Origin of the sequence: Reyranella massiliensis 521 (genome assembly GCF_000312425.1) — a bacterium.
In the GTDB taxonomy this organism is placed as follows: Bacteria; Pseudomonadota; Alphaproteobacteria; order Reyranellales; family Reyranellaceae; genus Reyranella; species Reyranella massiliensis.
Genome location: NZ_HE997181.1, coordinates 2,059,404 through 2,080,168, shown reverse-complemented (window position 1 = coordinate 2,080,168; position 20,765 = coordinate 2,059,404). Strand labels below are relative to the sequence as shown.

20 protein-coding genes are annotated in these 20,765 nt (G+C 64.3%); 8 read left to right on the top strand and 12 right to left on the bottom strand.

Features of this window, described 5'->3' with window-relative positions; translation table 11 throughout:
- Positions 1 to 6: 6 nt before the first annotated feature.
- The 7 genes from BN60_RS10280 to BN60_RS10250 all read right to left on the bottom strand — a co-directional run bounded on the left by BN60_RS10280 (position 7) and on the right by BN60_RS10250 (position 6,045).
- Positions 7 to 966, bottom strand: a complete 960-nt coding sequence (locus BN60_RS10280) for a tripartite tricarboxylate transporter substrate binding protein (RefSeq protein WP_020695955.1) — start codon at positions 964 to 966, stop codon at positions 7 to 9.
- Positions 967 to 974: 8 nt separating this feature from the next.
- The gene (locus tag BN60_RS10275; RefSeq protein ID WP_020695954.1) at positions 975 to 2,048 is read right to left on the bottom strand and encodes a TauD/TfdA family dioxygenase; all 1,074 of its coding nucleotides are present in this window, start codon (positions 2,046 to 2,048) and stop codon (positions 975 to 977) included.
- 156 nt (positions 2,049 to 2,204) lie between these two features.
- Complete coding sequence (gene prpB / locus BN60_RS10270) at positions 2,205 to 3,128, bottom strand: methylisocitrate lyase (RefSeq protein ID WP_020695953.1); 924 nt, start codon at positions 3,126 to 3,128, stop codon at positions 2,205 to 2,207.
- A gap of 28 nt (positions 3,129 to 3,156) precedes the next feature.
- Entirely contained in the window at positions 3,157 to 4,047 is an 891-nt protein-coding gene (locus BN60_RS10265) for a DMT family transporter (protein WP_020695952.1), read from the bottom strand.
- An 11-nt stretch (positions 4,048 to 4,058) separates the two neighbouring features.
- The gene (locus BN60_RS10260; protein WP_020695951.1) at positions 4,059 to 4,991 is read right to left on the bottom strand and encodes a nickel/cobalt transporter; all 933 of its coding nucleotides are present in this window, start codon (positions 4,989 to 4,991) and stop codon (positions 4,059 to 4,061) included.
- On the bottom strand, positions 4,988 to 5,662 hold the full coding sequence (locus BN60_RS28780) for a DUF1007 family protein (protein ID WP_020695950.1): 675 nt from the start codon (positions 5,660 to 5,662) through the stop codon (positions 4,988 to 4,990). Before BN60_RS28780 ends, BN60_RS10260 begins: the two co-directional genes overlap by 4 nt.
- Positions 5,659 to 6,045 carry an acyl-CoA thioesterase gene (locus BN60_RS10250; RefSeq protein WP_020695949.1) on the bottom strand — a complete coding sequence of 129 codons (387 nt, stop codon included), beginning with the start codon at positions 6,043 to 6,045 and terminating at the stop codon, positions 5,659 to 5,661. Before BN60_RS10250 ends, BN60_RS28780 begins: the two co-directional genes overlap by 4 nt.
- A gap of 108 nt (positions 6,046 to 6,153) precedes the next feature.
- On the opposite strand from BN60_RS10250, the gene parE reads away from it, so the two are divergent.
- From parE to BN60_RS10235, 3 genes are all read left to right on the top strand, one after another.
- On the top strand, positions 6,154 to 8,172 hold the full coding sequence (parE, locus tag BN60_RS10245) for a DNA topoisomerase IV subunit B (protein ID WP_020695948.1): 2,019 nt from the start codon (positions 6,154 to 6,156) through the stop codon (positions 8,170 to 8,172).
- Between the two features lie 79 nt (positions 8,173 to 8,251).
- On the top strand, positions 8,252 to 8,818 hold the full coding sequence (locus BN60_RS10240; RefSeq protein WP_020695947.1) for a hypothetical protein: 567 nt from the start codon (positions 8,252 to 8,254) through the stop codon (positions 8,816 to 8,818).
- Between the two features lie 54 nt (positions 8,819 to 8,872).
- On the top strand, positions 8,873 to 9,919 hold the full coding sequence (locus BN60_RS10235; protein ID WP_020695946.1) for a quinone-dependent dihydroorotate dehydrogenase: 1,047 nt from the start codon (positions 8,873 to 8,875) through the stop codon (positions 9,917 to 9,919).
- Here the strand turns inward: BN60_RS10235 and BN60_RS10230 are convergent.
- From BN60_RS10230 to BN60_RS30320, 5 genes are all read right to left on the bottom strand, one after another.
- Complete coding sequence (locus BN60_RS10230) at positions 9,911 to 11,098, bottom strand: Rieske 2Fe-2S domain-containing protein (RefSeq protein WP_020695945.1); 1,188 nt, start codon at positions 11,096 to 11,098, stop codon at positions 9,911 to 9,913. The two genes, BN60_RS10235 and BN60_RS10230, sit on opposite strands and share 9 nt — an antisense overlap.
- Positions 11,099 to 11,111: 13 nt before the next feature.
- A complete protein-coding gene (locus BN60_RS10225) occupies positions 11,112 to 12,098 on the bottom strand; it encodes a Bug family tripartite tricarboxylate transporter substrate binding protein (RefSeq protein ID WP_020695944.1) in 987 nt (328 codons plus the stop codon).
- A 10-nt stretch (positions 12,099 to 12,108) separates the two neighbouring features.
- Complete coding sequence (ilvD, locus tag BN60_RS10220; protein WP_020695943.1) at positions 12,109 to 13,860, bottom strand: dihydroxy-acid dehydratase; 1,752 nt, start codon at positions 13,858 to 13,860, stop codon at positions 12,109 to 12,111.
- A 67-nt stretch (positions 13,861 to 13,927) separates the two neighbouring features.
- Positions 13,928 to 14,806, bottom strand: a complete 879-nt coding sequence (locus tag BN60_RS10215) for a S1 family peptidase (protein ID WP_083856051.1) — start codon at positions 14,804 to 14,806, stop codon at positions 13,928 to 13,930.
- 9 nt (positions 14,807 to 14,815) lie between these two features.
- Positions 14,816 to 15,232: a DUF350 domain-containing protein gene (locus tag BN60_RS30320; protein WP_020695941.1), complete on the bottom strand. Its 417-nt coding sequence runs from the start codon at positions 15,230 to 15,232 to the stop codon at positions 14,816 to 14,818.
- A 110-nt stretch (positions 15,233 to 15,342) separates the two neighbouring features.
- Between BN60_RS30320 and BN60_RS10205 the strand changes: the two genes are divergently transcribed.
- The 5 genes from BN60_RS10205 to BN60_RS10185 all read left to right on the top strand — a co-directional run bounded on the left by BN60_RS10205 (position 15,343) and on the right by BN60_RS10185 (position 20,744).
- A complete protein-coding gene (locus BN60_RS10205) occupies positions 15,343 to 16,248 on the top strand; it encodes a DMT family transporter (protein ID WP_020695940.1) in 906 nt (301 codons plus the stop codon).
- Positions 16,249 to 16,253: 5 nt separating this feature from the next.
- Positions 16,254 to 17,414 carry a CaiB/BaiF CoA transferase family protein gene (locus BN60_RS10200; RefSeq protein ID WP_020695939.1) on the top strand — a complete coding sequence of 387 codons (1,161 nt, stop codon included), beginning with the start codon at positions 16,254 to 16,256 and terminating at the stop codon, positions 17,412 to 17,414.
- Positions 17,411 to 18,958: an acetyl-CoA acetyltransferase gene (locus BN60_RS10195; RefSeq protein WP_020695938.1), complete on the top strand. Its 1,548-nt coding sequence runs from the start codon at positions 17,411 to 17,413 to the stop codon at positions 18,956 to 18,958. Before BN60_RS10200 ends, BN60_RS10195 begins: the two co-directional genes overlap by 4 nt.
- 7 nt (positions 18,959 to 18,965) lie before the next feature.
- Positions 18,966 to 19,799 carry a phytanoyl-CoA dioxygenase family protein gene (locus BN60_RS10190; RefSeq protein ID WP_020695937.1) on the top strand — a complete coding sequence of 278 codons (834 nt, stop codon included), beginning with the start codon at positions 18,966 to 18,968 and terminating at the stop codon, positions 19,797 to 19,799.
- A gap of 186 nt (positions 19,800 to 19,985) precedes the next feature.
- Positions 19,986 to 20,744, top strand: coding sequence for an FkbM family methyltransferase (locus tag BN60_RS10185; RefSeq protein WP_083856049.1), 759 nt, complete (start codon positions 19,986 to 19,988; stop codon positions 20,742 to 20,744).
- Positions 20,745 to 20,765 lie beyond the last annotated feature (21 nt).

Sequence of the window (20,765 nt, the reverse complement as noted above, 5' to 3'; positions counted from 1 at the left end):
GGACGTCTACTGCCCCTTGCTCACCTCGGCTACAATGCGTTCCCAGCGTTGCCGGTCGCGCACGAGGAGGGCTTCAAAGTCCCGCGTATGGAGGAAGGCTGTCTCGCCTCCTGCCTTCAGGGCGGTGGCCTGAACCTTGGCGTCGGCGGTCGCTATCCGGGCGGCCTCGGCAATGGCCTGCACGATTTCAGGCGGTGTCCCCGCAGGAGCATGCAGCCCATACCAGCTCGGCGCCACGACATCGGGATAGCCGGCCTCCGCCGTCGTCGGAACGTCGGGAAGAAGCCTGGCGCGTTCCTCACCGGCGACAGCCAGGGCCTTCAACTTTCCGCTTTCCAGCATCCCCAGTACCGCCGCCAATGGCGCGACAGCCATAGCAAGCGTGCCGTTGGCCAAGTCCACCAGGAGCGGCGGTGTGCCGCGATAGGGAATTTCGGTAAACTGCAGGCCGGCACGGACGCGTAGCATCCGATGCGCCATCGACTGGGGCGATCCCGAGCCGCCGGGAGCGATATTCAGGCCCGGTTGAGCGCGGGCGGCGGCGACGAAGTCGCCAAGGCCTTTCCAGGGCGACGTGCCGTTCGCCATGAACAGGTTGTAGGTACGCGACAGGCCCGCTACGGGCGTGAAGTCCGATGCCTTCCAGGCAAGGCCCGTCTCGAGAAGCGGATTGACCGTGAGGAACGTGGCGCTGGCCAGGAGCGTATAACCGTCCGGTTTCGCGGTGCCGACGATTGCCGTGCCGATATTGGCATTCGCGCCGGCACGATTGTCGATGACTACCGGCTGCCCCAGCTGTTCGCTCATGAGCGGCGCCAGCATGCGCATCATGACATCGACGCCGCCGCCGGCCGGATAGGGCACGACAATGCGGATCGATTGCTCAGGCCATTTCGCAAGGGCCGGATTTCCCAGGGCGCCGAGCGCGACGCACAGAGCCGAGAGAAGAAAAGAAGGAAGCCTCATAGCGTCCTTCAGCAGGGCTCGAGTGGAGCGGAGAGCGGTACGCCCGGCACCTCGATTCCGCCCGGGCGGCCGCTGCGCGTCGCGCCGCGCACGGTGCTGGTGAAGCTGTCGGGCAGAGCCGGTCCGTCTTCGCAGGCCAGCCACAGTCGCAGCAGGTGGCGCCGCCTCTCGGGCTCCGGCCAATCCACATAGGAGGTTCGCGAGTGCAGGATCCAATGGTTACACAGCATCTGGATGTCGCCGGGACGGAACTCCATCGAGAGATGGATCGCCGGGTCGTTGGTCAGGCTGTCGAAGAAGTCGAGCGCCTCCTCCTGCACCGGGCTGAGCCGCGGCACTTCCGGCATGAGCTGCGCCTTGCGGATGGAGCTGCGCACATAGCGGGTGACCATGTGACCGGCGCAGGCTGAGAAGACCGGGACGCCGTAGTAGGGCTTCAGGCCGGCGCCGATCTCGCCCCAGCGCGTGTAGTAGACGGGCTCGAGAAGTGCCTGCGCGAGATCGGGGCGCCGCCGCACCATCTCATTCCACACGGTCGTGGAACTGGCGATGCTCGATAGCCCTCCGGACTGCGGCGTCTGCAGGCAGAGCAATCCCACCAGGTCCGAAGAATCCGTGTGAAAATTCAGCCTGGCGCTGGTCTGGTAGCCACGCACCTCGGGGTCGGCATAGTCCAGGCCGAGATTGGCGACGTGTCCCAGGACATGACCCTTGCCGTTCTGCGAGACCGCTTCGCCGAGATACAGCCCAATGCCCCAGAAGGCGGCAGCGCTTTCCCAGGGCGTGTATTCGGCAACCGGCACGCCGCGCAGCAGGAAGAACCCCCGGCCCTCGAGCGTTTCGCGGCGCAAGCGGGTGAGCCGGCCCGCCAATCCGGTGAGCGGAAACTGCTCCCGGCCCAGTTCCTGGAGCGGCAGCCCGCTCTTGCGCGCTACGTCGAGCGCCGCCCGCAGCTCCTGACGGTCGGAGTCGGTCAGCTCATGGAGCCAATCGGTAAGTTGCGCCTGTTGCGGGCCATACCAAAATTGCGGCGTATGAATCTCCGAGACAGCATCGTGCATGACGGCAGCAGTCTGGGGCATTTAGGTCTCCATCCCTTGCAGCTGAGTTCTTTTCTATCCAGGCGAACCCGCCATGGTTGACCAGAACAGCTAAAAGACCGCCGCTTCATCGGAACAGCAACGAGATGCAGAAGTCCGTATTACGGACAGCCCTCGCCTCTCCCAGCGGTACGCCGTCTAATCCCGCTGCGGCATGCCTTGCGGAACGACCGTCTTCACGATCGAGGCATCCAGCGCTTCGTACTGGTGGTAGCCGATCGTGTCGTAGAGTTCCTGTCGGGTCTGCATCTGGTCCACGACCTTCTGCGTGCCGCCATCTTTCTGGAGCGCGGCGAACACCCGTTCTTGCGCTTTGTTGGCGGCCCGCAACGCTGAGACCGGCCAGATCACCATGCGATATCCCATCGCCTCGAATTCGCCTGCAGTGAAGAATGGCGTGCGGCCGAACTCGGTCATGTTGGCCAGCAGCTTCACGCCGGGCATGGCCTTGGCGAAGGCCCGAAACATGTCGGCATTGGTCAGCGCCTCGGGAAAGATCGCGTCGGCGCCGGCCTGCAGGTAGAGCCTCGCCCGGGCGACGGCGCCGTCGATTCCCTCGCTGGCCGCAGCATCGGTGCGGGCGATGATCGCGAGGTTACGCCTCGCCTTGGCCGCAGCGGCAACCTTGGCGGCCATGTCGTGGGCGTCCGCGAGCTTCTTGTTGTTCAGGTGGCCGCACTTCTTGGGAAGGATCTGATCCTCGATATGGACGGCGCCTGCCCCCGCCTCCTCGAAGGACCGCACCATGTGCATGACGTTCAGCGCTTCGCCGTAGCCGGTATCGCCATCGACCAGCACCGGCAGCCCCGAGGCGCGCGCGACCTGGCGAATGAAGAAGCATACCTCGTCGATCGTGATAACGCCGAGATCGGGCAAGCCCATCGACGACGACATGGCCGCGCCGGAGAGATAAAGCGCCTCGAAGCCCGCCCGCCTCGCCTGAAGGGCCGCGATGCCGTTGTGCGTACCGGGCATGCGCAGGATCCGCGGTCGGTCGAGGAGTGAGCGGAAACGGATGCCGGCTGGCTCGGCCGGAAGATCGGCGGCGACGAGATACGGCATGTTTCCTCCTCGTGTTTCTCAGGACTGCCTAGGGCTTCTGGGGCCTGCGGCTCTGCCAACCGACCATGAGTCCGGCGCCGATGATTACGGCCGTTCCCAGCCAGGTGTAGGAATCAGGCACTTCGGAAAACATCAGGTAGCCGACGATCACCGAACCGATCATCTGCGTATAGTTGAACGGCGCCACGAAATTCGCCGAAGCATAGGTCATCGCCTTGGCCACGCAGTAGTGTCCCAGCGCACCGAAGACACCCAACGAGCACAGCAATGCCCAGTCGCTCCACGAAAGCGGCATCTTCCAGACGAACGGCAGCCAGACCGACATGATGATGGCACCCAGCAGCACACTATAGAAAACCGATGTCGCCGGATGGTCCGTGCCGGCCAGCCGCCGGATCAGGATCTGGTAGACCGCATAGCAGATGGCGCTGCACAACAGCAGCAGCGACGCCCATTGGAAGACGGCGCTTCCGGGCCGGATGACGATCAGCACGCCGCCGAATCCCACCACGACGGCAGCCAGCCGGAACAGCGTGATGCGCTCGCCCAGCATCGGCCAGGCCAGCAAGACCACCGCGAGCGGCGCCACGAAGGTGACGGAGATCGCCTCGGCCACCGGGATCGACTTCACCGCCGAGAAGAAGAACAGGGTCGAGAGCAGCATCATGATCGAGCTCACGAACTGCGTGCCGATGCGCCGCGTGCGCAGAAGGCCCAGCCCCATGCGCGGCATGAAGACTGCCGCGACCAGGACGAGGTGCGAGACGATGCGGAACCACACGATCTGCTGCGGCTCGTAGGTCGCCGCGAGCAACTTCACCAGCCCGTTCATGATCGGAAACAGGGCGCAGGCGGTGCACATGAAGAGCACGCCCAGCAGCGGCCGCGACGATCGGCTGGGCGCCCCGCTCGTGGCCACCTTGGGCGGCCTCAGCGCAGGAAGCGTTCGAGGGAGCCCAAAAGAAGCGTGCCGGCCGTCGCGATCACGATCAGTGAAGCCGCAATCGCCGTGAAACGACCGATCTCCTGGGAACGGCCGTCGGCGATGATCAAGCGATGGGCAACCATCGAGGCCATGCCGATGCCGGCCAGAGTGATCGCCATGCCAAGAGCGATGGCAATCACGCCGACGACGCCGGCCCACAGCACGTCGAGGGCGATCGACAGCAGGATCACCACCAGCGCACCCGCGCAGGGCGCGATGCCAGCCGCCGTCAGCAGCAGCCAGCCGGCAACTGTCCGCTGCGGGGCTTCGTGGCCGTGGTGATGATGATGGTCGTGACCGCCATGATCATGGTGATGGCCATGCCCATGCCCGTGACCATGGTCAGGCTCTCCATGTGCATGCTCATGGAGCCGGCCGGTGATCCCGGCCCATAGGCGCCAGATGCCGATCAGCAGGATCAGGGCGTAGGACACTGTCTCGACGTTGCGCACCTCGCGCAGGGCGCCGAGCAGGCCGACGGTCGAGGAGAGCTTGAGCGCGCCCGCGAGGAGTAGCGCCGCCAGCGTATGGGTGAAGGCGATCCAACCGCCGGCAAAAATCCCTTCGATCCAGGCGCGCGGCTTGCTGCTGTCCAGGAAGTAGGCCACCACGACGGCCTTGCCATGGCCCGGCCCCAGCGTGTGCACGACGCCGTAACCAAAGCAGACCGTGGCCAGCGTCCACAAGGCGAAGGAGCCCGTCCCCGACTTGATGTCGCGCAACGAGCCCGAGAGCACCTGCTGGATACGACGCTGATATTCCGCCGAGTAGCGCGCAAGGTCTGCGACGCTGTCGCTGAACACCAGGGCGCCAATCAGGGCGGCGAGCAACAGCAGGCCGATCCACAGGAAAGGCGAACGCAAAGCAGCAGTCTTCATGGGAGCTGGCATGTCACGAGATCGGCAAACACGGGATAGCCTCGTATGAACTCGGCTTTGTAGGTCGGATGCTTGGCCAGCATGCAGCCGGCCGGGAGCGAAGCCTTGTCGACTTCGATGCGAATGAAGTCGTCAGGATCGAAGGTCGCGATCGAAACGGTCTTGCTGGGTTCCGGCAAGGCAAACCGCATGACGTAGACCAGATTCCGCGCGCCCTGCTTGCGCGGCGGCTCGGGGTTGTTGGTGCGCTTGTTGGGCGGCATCGCCATGCCGCCGTTGTCGCCGGCCGAGCGATCCCAGTCCGGCAAGGTGAAACTCGCGGGATCGTCCACCCGGGCTGAAAACTGCGCCACCTTGGAGGGGCGAAAGTCTTTTTTGCCGGTGTTGATCCAGCTCATGAAGCCGACTTTCGACAGTTCCGGCATCATGTCGTCCGACAGGAGCTTGATCTCGCGGGCGGAGAACTTGCCGTCCTTGTCCTCGTCGATCAGCGGGATTTCGACCTCGCTCGAAAAGGGATCGAACCGCCATTCGATCTCGACGTGTGTATATTTGCCGTCCTTGGCGACCACCCGCACGAGCTGCTGCACCCAGAGGTGCGGATGCGCCATTGCGGCGGCCGGCAACAGCAGGACAGCGACCGAAAGGATCAGGGCGAGCAGCCGCCTCACGCCGCCACATCCTGCGGCACCGGGCGCGGCTTGCCTTCGTCGTCGATCGCCACGAACACGAAGGTACCGTGGGTGACGCGCAGGTCGGTTTCGTCATGGCGACGGTGCACGACGGTCTCCAGCGCAATGGTGATCGAGGTCCGCCCGACCTTCACGACATCCCCATAGATCGACACCATATCTCCCACTTTGATCGGCTGGACGAAGGTCATAGCGGTGATCGCCACCGTCGCCACCCTGCCCTTGGCCCTGCGAGCTGCCAGCGCGCCGCCTGCAATATCCATCTGCGACAGCACCCAGCCGCCGAAAATATCGCCATTTCCGTTCATATCGGCGGGCTGTGGCACGGTCCTTACGATCGGATCGCGGCGACTTTCTGACATTGAATTCCCACCGGATATGGTTGATTTCAGGCGATTTTGCTACCATACCCATGCGCTATCGGCCACCAAGCGATCCCCTCGCGCGGCCGCGAAACTAAAGAAGCAGGCATGGCAAAGAACGGCGATCTGTTCGATCGGTCGGGGGGCGGCAAGCGTGCCGCCGCGGCCAAGGAAAACTCCTACACCGCGCGCGATATCGAGGTGCTGGAGGGCCTTGAGCCCGTCCGCAAGCGCCCCGGCATGTACATCGGCGGCACCGACGAACGGGCCATGCATCACCTCGTGGCCGAAGTGCTCGACAACTCGATGGACGAAGCTGTCGCAGGCCATGCCGATACGATCTGGCTGGAAGTGCTCGCCGGCAACCGCATCCTGGTCCGCGACAACGGCCGCGGCATCCCGACTGACCCCCACCCCAAGTTCAAGAACAAGTCAGCGCTCGAGGTGATCCTCACCACGCTGCATTCCGGCGGCAAGTTCAACAACAAAGTCTATGCCACTTCGGGCGGCCTGCACGGTGTCGGTGTCTCGGTTGTCAACGCGCTGTCGGACGAACTGATTGTCGAGGTGGCACGCGACCGTCAGGCGTGGGTGCAGACCTTCTCGCGTGGCAAGCCGACGACCAAGCTGAAGTCCGCGGGCCCTGCCCCCAACCGGCGTGGCACGACGGTCACCTTCCATCCCGACCCCGAAATCTTCGGCAAGCAGGCGTTCGTGCCGGAGCGGCTCTACCGCATGGTTCGCTCCAAGGCGTACCTGTTCCGCGGCGTCGAGATCCGCTGGAAATGCGACCAGTCGTTGCTGCCCAAAAGCGGTGAGATTCCTGCGGAAGAGACTTTCCACTTCCCCGGCGGCCTGAAGGACTATGTGACGTCCGAAATCGGCGAGCGGGCCACCGTGGTGCCGCAGCCCTTCGCCGGCGAGGCCAAGAGCGAGAATAACGGCACGGCCGGCGGCAAGGTCGAATGGGCTGTGTGGTGGCCGAGCGACGAAGAGGGCTTCGTCCGCTCCTACTGCAACACGGTGCCGACGGCCGAAGGCGGCACGCATGAATCCGGTTTCCGCAGCGCGCTGGTGCGTGGCCTCAAACGGTATGCCGAGCTTACCGGCAACCGCAAGGGCTCGGTCATCACGGCCGACGATGTGCTGGATGGCGCGGCCGGCCTCGTCTCTGTTTTTATCGAGCAGCCGCAGTTCCAAGGCCAGACCAAGGAAAAGCTGGTCAGCGTCGAGGCAACCAAGCTGGTCGAGACGATTATCGGTGACAATTTCGAGCACTGGCTGACCGGCGACAAGGAAGCCGGCAACGTGCTGCTCGAACACGTGATCTCCAAGGCCGAGGAACGGCTTCGCCGGAGACAGGATCGCGAACAGCAGCGCAAGACCGCGACACGCAAGCTCCGCCTGCCCGGCAAGCTCGCGGACTGCAGCAGCTCGGCCTCGGTCGGTACCGAAATCTTCCTGGTCGAAGGCGATTCGGCCGGCGGGTCGGCCAAGGCCGCGCGCAACCGCGAGACGCAGGCGATCCTGCCGCTCCGTGGGAAGATCCTGAACGTCGCCAGTGCCAGCGCCGACAAGCTGCGCGAAAACCAGGAAGTGCAGGACCTGATCCAGGCCCTGGGCTGCGGTACCGGCGCCCACTACAACGACGACCGCCTGCGCTACGAGCGGGTCATCATCATGACCGACGCCGACGTCGACGGCGCCCACATTGCATCGCTGCTGATGACGTTCTTCTATCGCGAGATGCCGAAGCTGATCGAGAATGGCCATCTTTTCCTGGCCCAGCCGCCGCTCTATCGCATCAGCAAGGGCGGCAAGACCGAGTATGCCCAGGACGACGCACAGAAGGACGAGCTGGTCCGCACGCAGTTCGGCGGCAAGGCCGACATCACGCGCTTCAAGGGGCTGGGCGAGATGCAGTCGGTCCATCTGCGCGAGACGACCATGGACCCGTCCAAGCGTGTCCTCCTGAAGGTCGACGTGCCGACGGCCGCCAATTCCGACGACCGCCGCGAGGAGATGCGCACGCGTACCCTGGTCGAGGACCTGATGGGCCGCAAGCCCGAGAAGCGCTACGCCTTCATTCAGGAAAATGCCAAGTTTGCCAGGGACTTGGACGTTTAGCGTCTGCGCGCAATAATGTGACTGAGCAGGATCGCGCGGCAGGCGTAGTATCAGCCGGTGCTGCGTGAAGGAGACCGTCATGCGCCTTAGGAAAAAGCTCGCTGCCGCCTTGTTCGCAATCGCGGCCATTCCAAGCGCGGTCTACGCCGCAGCGATCAACGACACCTGGTACGCGGTGCAGTACGACTACAGCGAATTCTTCGCCGCGACCGATCACAAGAACTTCCAGGTTATCCTGGCTGGCGACCTGTTTCCCGGCGTCGACCCGGCGACAGTTGCGCGGGATCTTTTGCCCTTGATGCAGGCGGCGAAGCCCCGCCCTGCCCTGACCTTCACCTACGACAAGCCGGCCGAGCCGCCCCGGCCCGACTACAGGCTTTATCTGGTCGCAAACCCGGCGAACGATCTCGGCGGTGACAGCATTTGCCGAGGCACGACGCGCTTCAAGCCCGCCCAGACCGGCATCTTCAGTGTCTTTGCCGTCTACTGCCGCAACGACATGACTATGTCGCAAGCCTCTGTCCGGACACCCGCGACCGGCCCGACCGACCCGCGGATCGCCGAAGCGTTTCGCGAACTGTTCATGGTCGTGTTCTCCGACTCGCCGGCCTTGCGGCCCAACGGTGGCGGCATGGATCGGCGCTAGGATCGCCGCGCTCTTTCAAGCGCTCCACAGGGCATCTCTGATACCCAGACGGAAATGGCTGTCTGGTATTCCCTGATCGATCTCGTCCTTTCCCGCATCGATGCGGAAGCCGCGCATGGGCTTGCGTTGCGGGCGCTGAAGAGCGGACTGACGCCCGGCGATGGTCGCGATGACCCGCCGTCGCTCCGTGTAGGTATCTGGGGGCGACATCTGCCCAACCCCATCGGTCTCGCCGCGGGCTTCGACAAGAACGCTGAGGTCGCCGACGCGATGCTGAAGCTGGGGTTTGGGCTGGTGGAGATCGGCAGCGTGACGCCGCGGCCGCAGGCGGGAAACCCGCGGCCGCGCCTCTTCCGGCTGGCCGAGGATCGCGGCGTGATTAATCGTATGGGTTTCCCCGGCCAGGGCCTCGAAGCCGCGCGTTCGCGGCTGGCAACCCGCCCGCGTCGCGGTTTCGTCGGCGTCAATGTCGGTGCCAACAAGGACAGCACCGACCGTGCGGCCGACTATGTCACGGGCTGCGTGGCGCTGGCGCCCTATGCCGACTATCTCGTGTGCAACGTCTCCTCCCCCAACACGCCGGGGCTGCGCAACCTGCAGGGCCGTACAGAACTGGCTGGGCTGCTGAAGCGCGTCCAGGACGCAATCGCCGCCAAGCCGGTGCCGCTGGTGGTGAAGATTGCACCGGACGCGACCGAAGACGATCTCGACGACATCGTCGCCGTCTGCCGGGAGCTCAGGCTCGACGGCATCATCGTCGGCAATACGACCTTATCGCGGCCAGCGTCGCTGCAGTCGCCCCGACGCAACGAGACCGGCGGCCTGTCCGGCGCTCCGCTGACCAGCCTGTCGACGGAAGTCCTGCGCCGGACGGCGCAGCGGGTCGAAGGGCAGTTCCCCTTGATCGGCTGCGGCGGTGTCGGCTCCGGGGCCGACGCCTATGCCAAGATTCGTGCCGGCGCGACCCTCGTTCAGCTCTACTCGGCCATGGTTTTCGAGGGGCCGCCGCTCATCCGGCGCATCAAGGACGAACTTGCGGCTCTTCTGTTGCGCGACGGCTTCTCGTCCGTCGAGGCCGCCATTGGCGCCGACCTACGCTGATGCCTCGTCGAGGTACTGGCCCGCATCGAATTTGACGTAGGCGCCTGCTTCGTCGAAGGCGACGCCCATTGGATCGCCACCGCCGGCTACGATGTCGATCTGCTTCTGGAGCAGGATACGGAGCATCGACACGCCCTGATCCGATGACATCAGATGCTCCTCGGAATGGAAGGTGATGGGTCCCTGTCCAACCTGGGCTTCGACATCCCCGGGAAACTTCTGGTGCTCGGCGGCCGTCAGCTCGGCCCAGGCCTTGCCGTTGTAGCGCGACTTGAATTTGGCCAGTTCGCCCTTCTCGCGCACGCGGCCGGCGACATAGATGCGGTAGTGCGTATCGTCGATCGGTAGCGTCCAGCCGATCGACTCGACCATGCCGTACTGCGCCACCCTGGGGTTCGGCACGACGCGCAGGGTCGGCACGACGGCTTCGGTAACGCGGCGGAACCTCTTCCCGTCCGGTCCCGGTCGGATCGACGTCGATTTGACGCCTTGGCGGCCATACTCGAATTTTACCTTGGGAAATGCCGCCATCTGCTCCACGAACTGGGGGCCGCTGAAGGTCCCGTGCAGGATCGGTACATGGTAGGGATCGACAACATTCTCGAAATGCTGCAACCAATTGCACGGCGCGATGACGATGCCGCCGCTGCCGATACTCGAATCGTCGGCTTCGACGAACTCTCCCGGCTCCAACGTCTCGAGGCATTCGTAGCGTGGCAGGACTGGCCTTTTGTCGGGCGGTCCGAGATAGGCGAAAACCAGGCCATAGCGCTCTTCGACCGGATACCAGGGCTGCCGCACCCGCTGGCACTGCGCGCCGGTCGGATTGGGCTCGCACGGCATTTCGAGGCAATGACCTTCGATGTCGAACAGCCAGCCGTGGTAGCAGCAGCGGATGCCGCGCTCCTCGACCTTGCCGTAGTAGAGCGTCGTGCCGCGGTGGCAGCAGCGTGGGTAGACCAGCCCGGCTCGCCCCTGCCCATCGCGGAAGAGGATCAGTTCCTCGCCCAGGATCTTCACAGGCCGTGGCGTATCGGCGGCATCGCTGCTCATGCCGACAGGATGCCAGTAGCGTCGCAGCAATTCGCCCATGGGCGTGCCGCGACCGACTTCGGTCAGCCTCGCATTGTGGGTCGGAGGCTTGAGCGAATAGGCCGAACCGATATCAGTCGTGCTCATGCGGCTTCGCTCCCTACTCGACCTTGGCGCCGGATTGCTGGATCAGCTCCGCCCAGATCGGCGTCTCGCGCTTCAGTACGGCGGTGAGTTCGGCCGGTGTCGATCCGATGGGTGTCTGTCCCTGTTCCACCATCTTCTGGGCGACAGCCGGTTCGTCGATCACGGCCCTGATCGCCTGCTGCATCCGGTCGACGATGTCGATTGGTGTGCCGGCCGGCGCATAGGCGGCAACGAACAGGCTGAGATCGAACCCCGCGACCAGTTGCTCGGCAAAGGTGCTGACGTCGGGTACGGACGCCGAGCGCTTGGCACCGGCAACCGCGAGCGGCTTCACGCGGCCCGCCGCAATCTGTGGCTTGGCGCTGGTCGGGCTCGCCCAGGTAATATCCAAGCCACCATTGGCAACATCCTGGAGCGCCGGAACATCGCCGCGATACGGGACATGGCTATAGGCGCCACCCAGAGCGCGCTCGAACATCAGGCCGTAGAGATGACCGCTCGAGCCGATGCCCCAGCTTCCATAGGTTGCCGGTCGACCGAGCGCCTTCACCCAGGCGCCCATGCCGCGAAGATCGTCGAACGGCGCATCGGCCTTCACCAGGACAAGGATGGTGCCCAGCGATACCAGCGACACCGGGACCAGATCCTTGGCCGGATCGAACGGCAGCTTGGCGTAGAGCGATGGATTGTTGGTGTGCGTCGAGTTGGTCGTGATCAGGAAGGTGTAGCCGTCGGGCGGTGCCTTCGCGACGATCTCCGAACCGACGATGGTATTGGCGCCGGGCTTCGGGTCGACCAGCACCTGCTGGCCGAGCTTCGTCGAAAGGCCGTCGGCAATGACGCGGACCAAGGCGTCGATGGCGCCGCCGGGATTGAACGGAACGACGATGCGGATGGGTTTGGTCGGCCAGGTCGCCTGCGCCCTGCCCGCTGCTCCCAGGAAGGGAGCGGAAAGCGCCGCTCCGACGAAGGCTCGCCGACCGACTGCTTTCCGCTGCATCTTCGCCTCCCTAGATGTCGACGAAGGTGTGGCTTTCCTTCTTCGCCCCGGGATGGGTCACTGCCCCGTCGACCGCGGGGCCGACCAGCTGTGCATACTTCCAGAGCGCGCCCGCCGTGTAGCCGTTCTTCTTGGGCTTCCACGTCTTGGCGCGCTTTTTCAGTTCCTTCTCGGAGAGATCGACCGAAAGCCTGCCCTTCACGGCATCGATGGTGATCATATCGCCATTCTTGAGCAAGCCGATTGGGCCGCCGACCTGGGCCTCGGGCCCGATGTGTCCGACGCAGAAGCCGCGCGTTGCGCCGGAGAAGCGGCCGTCGGTGATCAGGGCTACCTTCTCGCCGACACCCAGGCCGTAGAGCGCGGCCGTCGTCGACAGCATCTCGCGCATGCCCGGGCCGCCCTTGGGGCCTTCGTAGCGGATGACGAGCACCTCGCCTTCCTTGAATTTGCCTTTCACGACGGCATCGAAGGCTGCCTCTTCGCTGTCGAAGCAGCGCGCCGGGCCAGTGAAGACGAGGCGCTGCATGCCGGCGACCTTCACGATCGCACCGTCCGGCGCCAGGTTGCCCTTGAGACCCACGACACCGCCGGTAGGCGTGATGCAATCCTTCACCCGATAGACGACATCCTGGTTCTCCGGGAACTTGATGTCCTTGTGGTTCTCGGCCAGCGTCTTGCCGGTCGCCGTCAGCACGTCGCCGTGCAGCAGACCGGCATCGAGCAGTTCCTTGATGACGACCGGAATGCCGCCGATCCCGTAGAGATCGAAGGCGACGTACTTTCCGCCGGGCTTCAGGTCGGCAATGTACGGCGTCTTCTTGAAGATACGGGCGACGTCGTGCAGGTCGAACTTGATGCCGCATTCATGGGCCATCGCAGGTAGATGCAGGGCGGCATTGGTCGAGCCGCCGGTTGCCGCGACGACGACCGCGGCATTCTCGAAGGCTTCACGGCTGCAGATGTCGCGCGGGCGGATGCCGAGGCGCAAGAGGTTCATCGCTGCCTCACCCGAGGCTTCGGCATACTGATCGCGCGTCTCGTAGGGCGCCGGCGCACCGGCCGAGCCCGGCAGCGCGAGGCCGATCGCTTCGGAGACACAGGCCATGGTGTTGGCCGTGAACTGGCCGCCGCAGGAGCCCGCCGACGGACAGGCGGCACATTCCAGCTCGTGCAGGTCGGCATCGGAGAACTTGCCAGCCGCATGCATGCCGACGCCTTCGAAAACGTCGACGACCGTAACGTCCTTGCCGCGGAACTTGCCCGGCAGGATCGAGCCGCCATACATGAACACTGACGGCACGTTGAGGCGCAGCATTGCCATCATCATGCCGGGCAGCGACTTGTCGCAACCCGCAAGAGTCACCATCGCGTCGTAGCAATGGCCGCGCATGGTGAGTTCGACGGAGTCGGCGATCAGGTCCCGGCTGGCCAGCGAGGACTTCATGCCCTGGTGACCCATGGCGATGCCGTCGGTCACGGTGATGGTAGTGAATTCGCGAGGCGTTCCGCCGCCGCGATCCACGCCGATCTTCACGGCCTGGGCTTGGCGATTGAGCGCAATGTTGCAGGGCGCCGCCTCGTTCCAGCAGGTCGCGACGCCAACGATCGGCTGGGCGATCTGCTTCTCGGTGAGGCCCATGGCGTAGAGATACGACCGATGTGGCGCCCGCTCGGGGCCGACCGTCGTATACCGGCTCGGCATCTTCGACTTGTCGAAGGTCGGATTGGGATGGAGCGTGGGTTGCTTCTTCTTGGCCATTTTCACCTTGTCTCCGCCTGATCTGAACCGGCCGGAACTCTAGCGACGATGGCGGCTGATGCCTAGCTCAGCTCCGTGGCCGCGTATTCCCCTTGAACGAGCAGAACACCAAAGCCACCGCTCCCGAATCACGAACCTGGGCACCATGCTGGGCATAGTCGCTGGGGGTGATGGTTGTCCCACCGGCCGCAACAAAGGAGACCTGGGCCGGCAGGAGTTCTTTCGCTCTCTGACTGGGTGCCGTCGTCACCCTCCCGGTCCGCTCAGATTCCAGAACGGTAATGCCCTGAACCGCGCCGGTACGGTCTACCTGCGGTCCACCTGACATGCCCCCCAGCGACCCGGTTGAGGAAGGCGACCGTGCTTGTTCGGCCCAAACCCAGCCACTGACGATCGGCGTCCCAAGGCGGCCGGGCCGGATCCGTGCCATGCCGACGAAGCGTGTGTAGAGCGACGACGGGATGCCTCGCGGGAAGCCATAGTGAAAGCCTTCCTGGTCCATCACCGGGAGGCGGTCGGTCAGCCCGATTTGTGGCGCGTTGTCGGGTTGAGAGGACGTGATCACGGCCACGTCCGCGACGTCGTGCATCCTGACGCTCTGGATTTCCTGCCACTTGCCCTGCACCCGGATAAACGACCGCTTGCAGGTGTCGACGACGTGCCGCGCCGTTATCCAGGTCCGCGGCGCGACCTGAAAGGCGGTGCCGATCGAGTCGCCCTGCACCGTCGCATCCTGCACACGGATATCGAATGCCGGTCGCTCCGGTGTCCGCCCGGTCGGCGGCGGGGCCGGCGTCGGATTCGACCAGGGCGGTCGTTGCGCCGAAGGTGGCGGCAATGGTCGTCGCGGACCGTCGAGATCTTCGACCTCGACGATCTTTGCAATCGCATAGAGTGCGGCAACGATTGCGATCCAGAGCAGGAACCGCTTCAGCGTATCGCTCATCGCAGCCGGTCACCCGGCAATGGCTGCTGCATTGATGATGGCCACCGAAAGATGCGTCGCGCCCAGCGCTGCGGCCGAGGCCATTTCACCCCTTTCGATACGCGCCACCAAATCGTGAAAGACCAGACGCGCCACGAAGAAGGTTCCGAGCTGGACGATCAACGCGACGACGCCCCAGACGATGATGTCGGGAATGCTGACGCTGCGCGCCAGACACATGCCGAGCGGCAGGGCCAGCGACAGGATGGCTGCGCCGAAGGCGACGCCGGCCGCAGCGTTATTTTCGCGGATCAGCCGACCTTCCTTCTGGGGCGTCAGGGCCTGATAGACGAGCACTCCGGCGACCAGGATAAGCAAGGTCACGGCAAGGTGAGCCGCGAAGACCGGCAATGCACGGATCGCGCTGCTCAGGATCGTGTCGAACATTCTCTCGTCTCTCCCAAGCCCGGCAGCCAGTGTTTGCCGCATCGCGGAAAACTATGCCGCAGACGCGGCGCGAACGACACCATACACTCGCCCGGTTAGGGGGAAACGCCGTGCCGCTCTGGATACCGATCACGATCGCTGCAGCCTTGTTTCAGAATATCCGGACGACGATGCAGCAGAAGATTCGTGGCGTGCTGAGCGTCGATGGCGCGAACTTCATTCGCTACCTCTATGGCGCCCCGCTGGCTCTCTCCATGCTCGCCTTTCTGGTCTGGGGCACGGGCCGGGAGATGCCGCCGCTGTCGCTGGCCTTCCTGGGTCTGGTCACGATCGCGGGCCTCGCCCAGATCATCGCGACGTCGCTGATGATCCACGCTTTCTCGCTGCGCAACTATGCGGTCGGCACGGTTTATTCGAAGACCGAGACGGTGTTCGTAGCGCTGTTCGCGACCTTCATCGCCTCCGAGCCGCTGCATTTCTGGTCGTGGATCGGCATCCTGATCTGTCTCGCCGGCGTGGCCATCCTGAGCGTGCGCGGCTCCTTCACGAACATCCGCAACGTGCTTGCCGACCTCACCCACAAGGGCGCGCTGTACGGCATCCTCTCCGGCCTGTTCTTCGCCATCGCCGCCGGCACCATCCGCGAAGCCTCGAAGTCGCTACCGAGTGGCGACTTCATGACCCGCGGCATCACGGTGCTCGCCTGCATGAACACCATCCAGATCGTCCTGATGGTGGTCTATCTCAGCCGCAGCGATCCCGGCCAGTTCCGCAAGATCGGCGTCAATTGGAAGTCCTCGATCTGGGTCGGTATCTTCAGTGTGCTGGGTTCGGCCGGCTGGGCACTCGCCATGACTTTGGAGAATGCAGCTCTCGTGCGGGCCGTCGGCCAGATCGAGCTCGTCTTCACGTTCATCGCCTCGCATCTCGTCCTCAAGGAGCGTCCGTCCATCGGTGAATGGCTCGGTAGCATCCTCGTGGTGGGAGGCGTCGTTCTCATCCTTGTAGCCAGGTGACATAAATGAAAGAGAGTTCACGGCCGCTCGAAGGCCTGCGTATCCTCGACTTCTCGACGACGATTGCCGGCCCGCATTGCAGTCGGTTGCTGGCCGATATGGGTGCCGACGTCATCAAGGTCGAATCGCCGGAGGGCGACCTGATGCGCAGCCGCCCCGTTCAGCGCGACGGCGCCAGTACGATGTTCGGCCAGCTCAACGCCGGCAAGAAATCGATTGTGCTTGACCTCAAGCGACCGGAGTCCATCGCGGCGATCAAGAAGCTCGTCGCCAGGGTCGACATCCTGGTCGAGAACTATCGGCCGGGCGTGATGAAGCGGCTGGGGCTCGACTATCCGGTCCTCGCCGCCCTCAATCCCAGGCTCATCTATTGCGCGATCTCGGGCTATGGCCAGACCGGGCCGGGCGCCGGCCGGCCGGCCTATGCGCCGGTGATCCACGCCGCCACGGGCTACGACATGGCCCACCTCTTCTATCAGCAGGGCCGCGAACGGCCGGACAATTGCGGCATCTTCGTCGCCGACTATGCCAGCGGCGCCTATGCGATGGGCGCGATCCTGGCGGCACTGCATCAGCGTCACTCGACCGGCAAGGGCCAGATGGTCGACGTCTCGATGTTCGAGACTCTGGTCGGCATGCTGTTGGGCGAGGTCAATCGTGCGCAGTTCGATTTCGAGATGCCGTCGCGGCCGATGTATGGGCCGATCGAAGCCGGCGATGGCTACGTCATGCTCGCAACGGCGAGCGAGCGCACCTTCCAGGATATGGCGACGGCTGCCGGACGGCGCGACTGGCTGACTGATCCCCGCTTCGAAAAATACGCCGACCGGCGCATGAACTGGGGCCTGCTGATCGACGAGCTGGAACAGTGGTCGAAGAAGATGACCGTCAAGGAGGTCGTGGCAGCGCTGGAAAAGCACGGCGTGCCCTGCTCGCCCTACCTCACGGTCACCGAGGCGCTTCAGGATCCGCAGGTCGAGCATCGCGGCTCGCTGTGCAGCATCGAGGACAGTGGCGGATCCTATAAGTCTCCCGCCCCGCCTTTCCGTTTCTCCGGCTCTCCCCTGCAGAGCGGCCCCAAGGTCGCGAGCCTGGGCGCGGACACTGAAAGCGTCCTGACCGAAGCCGGTCTCAGCGCATCCGAAATCGAGGCCCTGCTGAAATGATCGATCCGCGTACCCCCATTCTGGTCGGCGCCGGCCAGCTGACCGACACGACCGGCAAGCCGTCGAGCGAGCGCTCCCGCGTCGCCTTCTCCGCCGAAGTGGCGAAGGCAGCCCTTGCTGATACTGGCGCGGCAATCGGCGCCGATGCGCTCGGCCGCAAGGTCGACGCGCTGGCCGTGATGGAGTTCTTCTCCGACATCAGCCCGCGCTTTGCCTCGCCCTATGGCCGCTCGAGCAATCCGCCAAAGAGCGTGGCCAACCGGCTGGGGGCCACCCCTCGGCAGCTCCTCTACAGTCACTCCGGGGGCAACATGCCCCAATACCTCGTCAACCGCTTCGCTGAGGAGATCGCGCGCGGGGAAACCGACCTGGCACTGGTCTGCGGCGCCGAGCTGCTGCGCAGCACCCAGAACGCGCGCCGTGCCGACATGAAGATCGACTGGAACGAAGATCCAGGTGGTGGCGAGCCGACACGCGTCGGCGATTCCCGCTTCGGCTTCAGCGAAGAAGAAGCGCGCCATGAGCTGCGGGCCGCGATCCATTTCTATCCGCTGCTGGAGAATGCCATCCGCGGCGGACTGAAGCGCGACGTCGACAGCCACATGAAGGCGATGGGCCGCCTTTTCGAGCGCCTCGCTGCGGTGGCCAGGGCCAATCCTCTGGCGACGCGTCGCGAGGGCTATAGCGCCGAAGCCCTGTCGACGATCTCCGACGACAATCGCTGGATCTGCTTCCCCTACCCGCGCCTGATGAACGCCAATGCCATCATCGATCAGGCGGCGGCGGTGCTGGTCACGTCGGTCGAGAAGGCTCGCGAATGGGGCATCCCGCAGGATCGCTGGGTGTTCCTGCATGGTTGCGCCGACGGTACCGACACCTGGGTCGTCTCGGAACGCGACCAGCTCGACGCTTCGCCCGCGATCCGCGGCTGTGCCCGCATCGCGCTCGACATGGCGGGCAAGAAGGTGGCCGATATCGACGCGTTCGATCTCTATAGCTGCTTCCCCTCGGCCGTCGAGGTGGCGATGAAGGAGATCGGCATTCCCGAAGACGACAAGCGGCCGATCAGCGTCACCGGCGGCCTCCCCTTCTTCGGCGGTCCCGGCAACAACTACGTCACGCACTCGATCGCCGAGATGCTGAACGTCGTGCGCCGCAAGCCCGGCTCCTTCGGCATGGTAACGGCCAATGGCAACTACCTCACCAAGCATTCGGCAGGCCTCTACTCGACAGAACCGACGAAAGGCTCGTGGCAGCGCCAGGATCCGAAGAAGTTCCAGGCGGAACTCGATGCCGGCCCGAAGCGGAAGGTCGACACCAAGCCGAGCGGCACCGGCACCATCGAGACCTATTGCGTCACCTACGGCAAGGAAGCGCCGGAGCGGGGCTATATTCTCGGGCGCCTCGATGCTTCGGGCGATCGCTTCGTCGCCATGACGCCGGACGAACCGGCCATCGTTGCCGACATGCTGACGAAGGAGCAGCTTGGGCGTAAAGTCACGATCAGTGAATCGGGCGGTCGGAACGTCTTCCGCCCGTTGTGAGGAAACCATGCCGAACGTCCTGAACGCGGCGCAGGTCGCCGAGTACAACGAGAAGGGCTTCACCTACGCGCGCGGCCTGTTTGCGCCGGACGAGGTGAAGCTGCTGACGCGCGCGATGGAAGAAGACCCTGCCGTACGCGACAGCATTCTCGATCGTCGCGACAGCGAAGGCCGTTCGACGCGCATTGCCTTGTGGAACCGGGCCGGCGACAGCGTCTATGGCCTCGCCGCCCGCACCCACCGCATGGTCGATACATCCGCTGCCCTGTTAGGCGGGCCGGTCTATCATTTCCAGTCGAAGCTCACGGCCAAGGAACCCGAAGTCGGCGGCGCCTGGGAATGGCACCAGGATTACGGCTACTGGTACTATAATGGCTGTCTCAGGCCCGACATGCTCTCGATCATGATCGGCCTCGACCGCACCAAGCGCGAGAATGGTTGCCTTCAGATCGCGACCGGCTCGCACAAGCTCGGCCGCATCGACCATACGCCGCTGTCACCGACCCAGAACGAGGTCGATCCCAAGCGTATGCCGCATATCCTCGAAAAATGCCCGATCGAGTATTGCGAGCTGGAAGCCGGCGATGCGCTGATCTTCCATTGCAACGCGATCCACCGTTCGGACGCCAACCGCTCGGCCAACCGGCGCTGGACCCTGCTGATCTGCTACAACAGGGTCGACAACGATACGATCACCCGGGCCGACGACCGCTACTTCGTGCCGCTTGACGCGGTGGACGACGAAGCCATCCGCCGCGCCGGCCTGCGCTTTGCGCGCGGCGACGGCCAGGAACACTTCACCAGCAAGCCGTACGTACCGGACCTGCGGAAAGCGTCATAGCTGGCCGAACCGACTATCTGCTTGCCTGATCGCCACCGAAGACAGACCGGTAGTTTGGCATTGTGCCGCACCCTCGTCGGCTGGCCACCGATAGGTCACACGGCGAAGGTTCACAGCAGCGACGACCTCGTGGTGTGCTTGCTGGATTGATCTCCCATCAACTCCAGCCACGAGGCGAGCAGCGAAATGACCAACGCGTCGAACCTCATGCGCATGAAGAAGATCGGCCTGATCTCGCGCATCAAGGACTTCCTGCGCCCCTACAACGTCTATCTTCCAGGACGAGCCCCGGTACCGTCGTGGCAACAGTCCTTCCGTGTTCTCGAACGTTACGAGTTTCGTCCCAATACAGTGTTCGACATCGGCGTTGCCTACGGGACCTACGATCTCTATCGCGCCTTCCCCGACGCCTATTATCACCTGATCGATCCGACGCGAGAGTCACTCCACTACATGCGGCTGCTCGAACAGCAACTCCGGTGCGAGGTTCATCACATGGCCCTGGGCCATCACGATGGCAGCGTTGATATCGAGATTCGGCCGGACATCCAGGGAGCCACCCTGCTGGAGGATGTCAGCGAGCGCGAAGTCCTGCGCTACGACCGCGTGCCGATGCGGCGTTTCGACTCGCTGATCGGCGAAATCGACCGACCGTCGCTGTGCAAGATCGATGTCCAGGGGGCTGAGCTGATGGTGCTCGAAGGGATGACCGGGCGGCTCGACAGCATCGACGCCCTCATCGTCGAGACCAGCACCATCGCCAGCCTCAAGGGAGGGCCGGAAGTCCACGACATCGTGCACTTCATGCATGGCTACGGCTTTGCAGTGGCCGACGTCGTCGGCATGGCACGCCGGCCACTCGATGGCGCAACTGCCCAGCTCGACCTGCTGTTCCTGCCAGAAAACTCACCATTGCGTCGCGACAGGCGGTGGGCGGCGACCTGAGCCGCCTCCCATGGCAACGCA

Bases quoted from the DNA above. Each gene is read 5' to 3' on its own strand.
- BN60_RS10190 (WP_020695937.1), top strand. From the start codon at position 18,966: ATGCCGAACGTCCTGAACGCGGCGCAGGTCGCCGAGTACAACGAGAAG.
- BN60_RS10275 (WP_020695954.1), bottom strand. From the start codon at position 2,048: ATGCCCCAGACTGCTGCCGTCATGCACGATGCTGTCTCGGAGATTCAT.
- ilvD (WP_020695943.1), bottom strand. From the start codon at position 13,860: ATGGCCAAGAAGAAGCAACCCACGCTCCATCCCAATCCGACCTTCGAC.
- prpB (WP_020695953.1), bottom strand. From the start codon at position 3,128: ATGCCGTATCTCGTCGCCGCCGATCTTCCGGCCGAGCCAGCCGGCATC.
- BN60_RS10195 (WP_020695938.1), top strand. From the start codon at position 17,411: ATGATCGATCCGCGTACCCCCATTCTGGTCGGCGCCGGCCAGCTGACC.
- BN60_RS10260 (WP_020695951.1), bottom strand. From the start codon at position 4,991: ATGAAGACTGCTGCTTTGCGTTCGCCTTTCCTGTGGATCGGCCTGCTG.
- BN60_RS10215 (WP_083856051.1), bottom strand. From the start codon at position 14,806: ATGAGCGATACGCTGAAGCGGTTCCTGCTCTGGATCGCAATCGTTGCC.
- BN60_RS10185 (WP_083856049.1), top strand. From the start codon at position 19,986: ATGACCAACGCGTCGAACCTCATGCGCATGAAGAAGATCGGCCTGATC.
- BN60_RS10230 (WP_020695945.1), bottom strand. From the start codon at position 11,098: ATGAGCACGACTGATATCGGTTCGGCCTATTCGCTCAAGCCTCCGACC.
- BN60_RS10240 (WP_020695947.1), top strand. From the start codon at position 8,252: ATGCGCCTTAGGAAAAAGCTCGCTGCCGCCTTGTTCGCAATCGCGGCC.
- BN60_RS10225 (WP_020695944.1), bottom strand. From the start codon at position 12,098: ATGCAGCGGAAAGCAGTCGGTCGGCGAGCCTTCGTCGGAGCGGCGCTT.
- BN60_RS10250 (WP_020695949.1), bottom strand. From the start codon at position 6,045: ATGTCAGAAAGTCGCCGCGATCCGATCGTAAGGACCGTGCCACAGCCC.
- parE (WP_020695948.1), top strand. From the start codon at position 6,154: ATGGCAAAGAACGGCGATCTGTTCGATCGGTCGGGGGGCGGCAAGCGT.
- BN60_RS10200 (WP_020695939.1), top strand. From the start codon at position 16,254: ATGAAAGAGAGTTCACGGCCGCTCGAAGGCCTGCGTATCCTCGACTTC.
- BN60_RS10280 (WP_020695955.1), bottom strand. From the start codon at position 966: ATGAGGCTTCCTTCTTTTCTTCTCTCGGCTCTGTGCGTCGCGCTCGGC.
- BN60_RS10235 (WP_020695946.1), top strand. From the start codon at position 8,873: ATGGCTGTCTGGTATTCCCTGATCGATCTCGTCCTTTCCCGCATCGAT.
- BN60_RS30320 (WP_020695941.1), bottom strand. From the start codon at position 15,232: ATGTTCGACACGATCCTGAGCAGCGCGATCCGTGCATTGCCGGTCTTC.